The 7,013-nt window shown below is 63.0% G+C and carries 6 protein-coding genes and 1 pseudogene; 3 read left to right on the top strand and 4 right to left on the bottom strand.

From position 1 onward, the window contains the following. From ACGVJ8_RS03165 to ACGVJ8_RS03155, 3 genes and pseudogenes are all read right to left on the bottom strand, one after another. Positions 1-764 (bottom strand): annotated as a pseudogene (locus tag ACGVJ8_RS03165) (penicillin-binding protein 2); the annotation flags it as partial. Beyond that, complete coding sequence (locus tag ACGVJ8_RS03160; protein WP_392345448.1) at positions 764-1,252, bottom strand: hypothetical protein; 489 nt, start codon at positions 1,250-1,252, stop codon at positions 764-766. The pseudogene ACGVJ8_RS03165 and the gene ACGVJ8_RS03160, both read right to left, overlap by 1 nt. Positions 1,253-1,255: 3 nt before the next feature. Next, positions 1,256-2,518 carry a CPBP family intramembrane glutamic endopeptidase gene (locus ACGVJ8_RS03155; protein ID WP_392345447.1) on the bottom strand — a complete coding sequence of 421 codons (1,263 nt, stop codon included), beginning with the start codon at positions 2,516-2,518 and terminating at the stop codon, positions 1,256-1,258. Positions 2,519-2,594: 76 nt separating this feature from the next. Between ACGVJ8_RS03155 and ACGVJ8_RS03150 the strand changes: the two genes are divergently transcribed. Together ACGVJ8_RS03150 and ACGVJ8_RS03145 are read left to right on the top strand one after the other, a co-directional pair. Continuing rightward, positions 2,595-3,920 carry a histidine phosphatase family protein gene (locus ACGVJ8_RS03150; RefSeq protein WP_392345446.1) on the top strand — a complete coding sequence of 442 codons (1,326 nt, stop codon included), beginning with the start codon at positions 2,595-2,597 and terminating at the stop codon, positions 3,918-3,920. A 4-nt stretch (positions 3,921-3,924) separates the two neighbouring features. Then, a complete protein-coding gene (locus ACGVJ8_RS03145) occupies positions 3,925-5,190 on the top strand; it encodes a dihydroorotase (RefSeq protein ID WP_392345445.1) in 1,266 nt (421 codons plus the stop codon). On the opposite strand, the gene lepB is transcribed toward ACGVJ8_RS03145, so the two are convergent. Beyond that, positions 5,180-5,833: a signal peptidase I gene (gene lepB, locus ACGVJ8_RS03140; RefSeq protein WP_392345444.1), complete on the bottom strand. Its 654-nt coding sequence runs from the start codon at positions 5,831-5,833 to the stop codon at positions 5,180-5,182. The genes ACGVJ8_RS03145 and lepB overlap by 11 nt on opposite strands. 90 nt (positions 5,834-5,923) lie before the next feature. Between lepB and ACGVJ8_RS03135 the strand changes: the two genes are divergently transcribed. Beyond that, a partial coding sequence (locus ACGVJ8_RS03135) for a hypothetical protein (RefSeq protein WP_392345443.1) occupies positions 5,924-7,013 on the top strand: 1,090 nt, incomplete at its 3' end.

Here is a 7,013-nt window from a genome sequence, read left to right as displayed (position 1 = left end):
GCCACCTGCTGGAGCCTGGAATCAAGTGTCAGCTGCAGGCGTAAATCATCGCCATAGAAGGCTCCCGGGGCGAGGTTAGCCGGCAACGGAGTGCCATCAGCGCCGCGCCGGAGGTATCGGGTTTGCTCATGGCGAGCCAGATCACCATCACGGCTCTGCTCAAGTCCCGCTTGAGGTTGCCGCTCCGCGTTGAGGAAGCCCACCACGTTGGCGAACAACGACGCCTGGGGATACACCCGCTGGGGATAAGCCTCGAGATCCAGTCCGCTGATTCCAAGAGCACGGATGCGATCGGCCGTCTCAGGATCAAGCTCCTCAGCCAATTTGATCCCTGAGGCCTGGGCTCCCATGGCCTTCAGCAGCGCAGGCACGGGACGAGCCAATGGATCCGCCAACACCGCCGCCACATCCTCAGGAGGGCGAACGAGATTGGGTGCATCTCCAGGCATGTTGAAGTAGCGGGGATGGGCCCAGAGCCGAAACCGCTTTTCATCCATCGCGACCAAGCGCCCGGTGCGATCAACAATCGGGCGCCGCTGCCCTAGGGGCTGGGTGCGCTGCGTTTGCAGCTGACGGGCGCGCTGCTCCAAGGCGGGAGCCTGCACCAACTGCAGCCAGGCCATGCGGCCACACAGACCGGTCAGGCCTGCCACAAGGATCCAAAAAATGATCCACAACCGCTTGGGGGGAACTTGGGTCAGAGGAACGACCCGCGCGCGGGACCGCCGCGAACGGACAGGTCGATGCCCTGACAGCCGTGTCATCAGTAGCCAGCTCTGATGGGTTGATCACCCAAGGCCTGGAGCGAGGCCATGGGAGAGGAGGCGGACACTTGCAAAGAGCCCAGATCGGGGCGATCAAGATGCACCAGATTGGCCACCTGCGTTGGCACCAGGCGGTTGGGCTGCTGAGAACGCTTCAACAGATGCTGTTCCATAACAGCGGTTGATTCCGTCAACCGGTGTGCCTGGGTGCGTGTTGCCTCCAGAAGACGGAAGGCCACCGTCCAGCGATGCTGCCAGTGCAACGTGAGACCCGCCAGAACAGCAACCGCCGCAATCAGCCCAAGCAGCGTGCCGTCCATCAGGCGATGGAGCCCCCCAAGGAGAGGGGAGCGTCGTGCAATGCGTCCGGAGGACAGTGACCCTTGAATCAGCTCGAAAGCCGTGGTCGATGCACGCTGTTCCGGAGCGGCAACCACCGGGATCACAGGCGAATAGGCCAGTGAACCACCTGCAGAAAGGCGGGGCAAGGCTCAGAGCAGTAGCAGATTCAGGAACGTCACGGCGTTCCACAGCCCATGCATCAGCACCGAGGGCCACAGGCGTCCGCTGCGGAGCCGCACCAAGCCAAGCCCAACCCCCAACACAGTGAGCGGTGCCAACTCGCCAACACTGATGTGGGCCATGGCAAACAACAGGCCACTGAGCAGGACCCCCGGGAGGGGACCGAGCCGTGTCGCCAACACCGGCAGCAAGGCACCGCGGAAAATCGTCTCCTCAAACAACGGCGCCAGCACAACCGCAGTGAGAGCAAGCAAGGCCAGGGCAAGCGGATCACGGCTGCCTAGCACCAACTCCAACAGCGGATTGCTTCCCCCGGGATCCCCCACTAGGCGCACGAGCAACCACCCCGTGAGCATCACCACCGGCGTCACCATCAACCAGCCCGCCAGCGCATCCCGCAGAGCTGAGAGCAGCGGACGCACACGCCACTGCATCCATCCCCCCAGCGGTGCCCTCTCCTTGTGCAGCGAACGCACTTGCCGCCAAAGGATCAGCAGGCTCGGCAGGGCCATCACGCCGTAGTTGATCACCACGCTGACGGCTTCACGACGAGGACTGCCCAACCCCGCCGTCAGTGCACCCACCAACGGAAACGCCACCAGCGGAACGCCAACGGCACTGATCACCACAAAGCCACCCGCCACCAGCAGGGCCATATCGACCAGGGTCATCTCCGGCCCCTGAACATCAGGCCAGGCCATCAGCCGACCTCGCAGCAGACGCCAGGCCTGACCGAGCAGCAGGAGGACACCGAGCAGGGCCGTCACCAGGGGCAGCACCGTGCTGACGGCCAAACGGAACGCCGCCTGCTCTGCGGCTGCAGCATCGATGCAGAGCGTTGGATCAGAGGCGCCCGCTTCGCAATGCAGCTGCTGGAGCAAAGGGTCGTCGCCTTTGCGGTCGAGGTCCGCTGCGGCGGAACCTTGGCCCTGCAACAACAGGAGCATCTGTTGCTGCCGCTCATTGCGCTCCTCTGAGCTGATTCCCTCCAGGGCCTTGAGCAGCGCATCCCGCGGCGACTCCCCCAGGAGAGCATCCCGCAACAGGACCGGCACCGCTGGTTCAGCAAGAAGCGTCAGCTCCTGCTGCTGAAGGCTCAGGGCCGGTGCCACCGAAGGTCGCGAGAGGCTGTCCATCAAGCCCGACAACCAGATGAAACCAGCCAAAGCGAGGGACAAGGCAGCCAGAAGTCCCTTCCAGCGCGGGGCAGCCGGTTGTGGGGAACTGGGCACCAGCGGGCGTCAACTACCCATGATTGTCCCCCCGAAAGGCCGCTTCCATACGATGGCCGCGCCCTGACGCTGAACCATGCCCCTTCTTCTTCTGGTCCGCCACGGTCTCAGCAGTTTCAACAAGCAACGGCGCATCCAGGGCCGCAATGATCTCTCGAACCTCAGCGAGGAGGGACATGAAGAGGCCAGGGCCCTAGGCCGCTCGCTCCAAGACGTGAGAATCCAGGCCATCTACAGCTCTCCCTTGCAGCGGGCGGCCGCGACCACGGCGAGCCTGCTGGAGACCCAAGGCGGCCAGACACCGGATCCCGTCTTTGATGACGGACTGCTGGAAGTGGATCTGGAGCCCTGGTTCGGCCAGACCATCGACGAGCTGATGCAAGGGTCAACGGAGGCCTACAAGATCTGGAAGCAGCGGCCCATGGAGCTGGAGCTTCAGCGTCGTGATGGTTCGAGGTACAAGCCATTGCCTGAGCTGATGGAACAGGCGCGAGGCTTCATCAGCAACCTGTTGAAGCGCCATCCCGCCAACGGCAACGATACGGTGCTGGTAGTGGCCCACAACGCCATCCTGCGCTGCCTGATGCTGGTGTTGCTGGGGGAACCCGACCACGGCTTCCGGCGGCTCCGCCTCGACAACACCTCCCTTTCCATCTTCAACCTCCGGCCGGGAGAAAACGGCCCCCAGGTGCAGATCGAATGCCTGAACAGCACTACGCACCTACAACCGCTGCCGGAGAAGGGCAAAAACGCCAGGCTGATTTTGGTGCGACACGGCGAAACCGACTGGAACAAAGCCGGGCGCTTCCAGGGGCAGATCGATATTCCGCTGAATGAGAACGGTCGCCGTCAAGCCGCGGCCGCCCGCGATTTCCTCAAAGACATCCCCATCGATCGGGCCTGGAGCAGTACTCTGTCGCGCCCAACCGAAACGGCCCAGATTATTCTCGAGGCGCATCCCGATGTGCCCCTGACCCAGATCGACGAACTGGTGGAGATCGGACACGGACTCTGGGAAGGCAAGCTCGAATCCGAAATCAGAGATGGCTGGTCAGAGCTGCTGGACACCTGGAAACGTGCTCCGGAAACCATGCAGATGCCTGAGGGGGAAACTATCCAGGACGTATGGGCCCGTTCCGTCCGGAGCTGGGGAGAGATCGCTGGCGCACTGAAGCCTGAGGAAACGGTGCTGGTGGTGGCCCACGACGCCGTCAACAAAACGATCCTCTGCGATCTGTTGGGGCTGACCCCGGCCGACATCTGGGCCGTCAAACAAGGCAACGGTGGCGTCACGGTGGTCGACGTTGCCGCCGATCCAGGCCAGCCTGCAGTGGTGACCTGCCTCAACCTCACCTCCCATTTCGGAAGCGTAATTGACCGAACGGCAGCAGGCGCTCTCTGACGTCATGAACGACACCTTGCTGCTGGATCCGGTGCGCGTCCTGCGTGGCCCCGGACATTCGGTTCAGCGCGGTGCAGTCCTGATCAACCAGGGGGCGCTCGTCAGCTTTGACGACGAGGCCCGGCAGCAGGCCCTCGCCCTGGGCATCAAGGCCAGCCCAGCACCGGATCAACTGGTCGCCCCCTGCCTGGTGGATCCCCATTCCATCCTGGAGACCCACTTCAGTGGGGATCAAGAAACAGCCGTGAGCCTGCGGCACTGTGCCGCCGCAGGGGGCTACGGCCAGATTGCCCTGCTTCCCCGCAGCAGCAGCTGGCGCGATTGTCCGGAGCGGCTCCAGGGATTCAGCCTCGATCAGGATCAGACGGCAACGGTTCGCCTGCACCTTTGGGGAGGCTTCAGCCGCGGCGGCAAGGCGGATGAACTTGCCCCCCATGGCGATCTTCTCGAACACGGTGCCATCGGACTGGCGGACGATGACGCCATGGTTCCTCCCCCGTTGCTGGAACGGGGACTGCTGCTCGGAGAGATGGGGGGATGCCCTGTGCTCGTGGCACCCCGGGATCCCGATCTGCAGGGGGAGGGTCTGGTGCGGGAAGGGGTGGAGACGCTGCGGGCCGGGTGGCCAGCGGATCCGATCACCAGCGAGACCCTTCCCCTCAGCCAGTTGCTGCTGCTGCATCAATGCCATCCGGAACGACAGTTGCGGCTGATGAACCTCTCCACGGCAGCGGCGGTGCAACAGCTTTCAGGCTGCGAGTTCCCTCCCCTGAGCAGCGTGAGCTGGTGGCATCTCCTGACCGACCGCAGCATGCTGGCCAGCAGCGATCCGGGCTGGCGCGTCTGCCCTTCCCTCGGTGGCCCAGACGATCGCCAGCAGTTGATCCAGGCCGTTCAGCAGCGAACGATTACCGCCGTGGCGGTTCATGCTGTTCCTCTGGATGCGGAAGACATGCTGTTGCCAGGTGACCAGCGCCCCGCAGGCCTCAGCGGCCACCATGTGGTGCTTCCTGCGCTGTGGAATGCCATGGTGCGGCCGGGCCGCTGGACCGTGGAAGATCTTTGGCAGGCCCTCAGCTTTGGGCCGTCGGCCCTAATCGACCAGCCCCCTGAACATCTTGAGCAGGGCAGCCGGCGTTGGCTGCTGTTCGATCCCGATCAACGCTGGACCATCAGCAGCCACACCCCTGGAGCACCGCTTGCCGCCAACATTCCCTGGCTGGGCCGCGAGCTTCAAGGGCGCATTGTGGCCTGTGGCCTCAGTTGCTGAGCGGGCCGATGCGGGAAGGGGGCCAGAAGCGAAAGACGGCTCGCCCAATGATCTGATCGTCAGGCAAAAATGGGCCGCCCGGCCAACGACGGGCGTCCTGGCTATTGCGGCGGTTGTCACCCAACACAACAACGTTGCCTTCGGGAACAACGGCATACAGGCCCTTGCAGCCGATCATTCCGTCGCGATCGGAGCAGAAGTTGGTGACGTAAGGCTCGTTGAAGGCCGTGCCGTTGATGCTCACGGCACCACGGCTGTTCACCTCCACAACATCGCCAGGGACACCCACCACCCGTTTGATCCAGGCCTCACATTCGCGATAGCGCTGCAACAACACACGATCCACAACCCAGCTTATGCCCGGGAAGGTGACGAAGCCGCACTTCAGTGGATTGGGTTGCCCAGCTTCCAACTTCCAAACGAGATCGAAGGCACTGGGAGAATTGAACACAACGATCTCTCCCCGCTGTGGAGGTCGGGAGCGGTACGACAGCTTCTCCACGATCAATTTGTCGCCGACTCGAAGACCCGGCAGCATCGATCCCGAGGGGATGTAGCGGGCTTCAAAGGCGAACTGCCGAAGCAGGAGATACAGCGAAACCGTGAAGAGGAATGGGGCCCAGAACTCCCAGATCGTGCTCACTCTGCCCTTCACATCGGAAGGCCCTCTCTCCGCGTTCAATGTGGGCAGGCTCAATCTTTCGACCCACGATAGGGGGAGCCTGCAGGCCCCATGATCCGTCCACGCTGGCAAGCATTCAAGCCCCAATACGGCCTGCTCAGCTGGCGCCGGTGGGACCAGGCCATTGCGGTCATCGCCGCAGTCAATCTCACCTGGGTCGCCATCGACCTCACTTACATCCCCCTGCGCAACTTCTGGCTGCAACGCAATCTTTATCCGGTGCCATCGCTTCCCCTGGTGGTTCCCCTGCCCTGGCTGCCAGACATCACCCCCTGGCTGGATCCCCTCAAGGGCATCAAACCCCATCGCGACACCGAGGCTTACCTCAAGGCCTACACCACCCTGGATCGGGCACTGCAGCAAAACGGATCGAGCACTGCTGAAAGCACCGACCTGCTGCAGCACCAGGCGGTGCTCACCACAGCGCTGATGGACAGCAACCCGTTCATCAGTTCAGGCCAAGCCGGCGCGCTTGAAAAATTCAAGAATCGACTCCGCGCTCGCACCGGCCTGAAATCAGCCCGTGACTCCACCAACCTTCTCCTGAGCCCCGAGCATCTGGAACGCTCCCCCCGGAACCAAGAGCGTCAGTTCTGGAGCCAGCAGATCCTGCCGCTGGTGAAAAGCAACTACTGGCGAAGCATCGATGAAAACGGCCGCCCCAGCGATTTGAGCTGGCGCATCGACACGCCATTTCAACTGCTGTTTTTGCTGGACATTCTTCTGCGCGCCTGGCGCCTGAAACAGCGCTATCCGGCGATCCGCTGGCGCGATGCCCTGTTACGCCGCTGGATCGACCTGCCCCTGCTGCTGCCGTTTGCGCGCTGGCTCAGGGTAATCCCGGTCACAGAACGGCTTTGCGGAGCCGGCCTACTGCAACTCGAACCGCTTCGTGCCGTGATCAGCCGCGGCGTGGTGGCCCTGTTGGCTGTGGAGCTGTTTGAAGTGATCGCTATCAGGGTGGTCGATGCTTTGCAGCAACTAATCCGATCACCACAACTGCCGGAGAGGGTTCGCGGACTCTGCAGCTACCAAAGCAGTGATCTGAATGAAGAGCGGGAGCTGATCGAGCTGCTGCGGTTGTGGCTTCCCCTGCTGCTGACTCGGGTTGGCCCTGCCATGCGTCCGCAACTGCAAGCCG

It is taken from the genome of Parasynechococcus sp. (assembly GCF_042954245.1).
Classification (GTDB): Bacteria; Cyanobacteriota; Cyanobacteriia; order PCC-6307; family Cyanobiaceae; genus Parasynechococcus.
Note: the sequence above shows the minus strand (reverse complement) of the source record. Positions and strands in the feature narration are given on the sequence as shown.

Coding starts and splice junctions, on each gene's coding strand:
- ACGVJ8_RS03145 (WP_392345445.1), top strand. CDS start 3,925: ATGAACGACACCTTGCTGCTGGATCCGGTGCGCGTCCTGCGTGGCCCC.
- ACGVJ8_RS03150 (WP_392345446.1), top strand. CDS start 2,595: ATGCCCCTTCTTCTTCTGGTCCGCCACGGTCTCAGCAGTTTCAACAAG.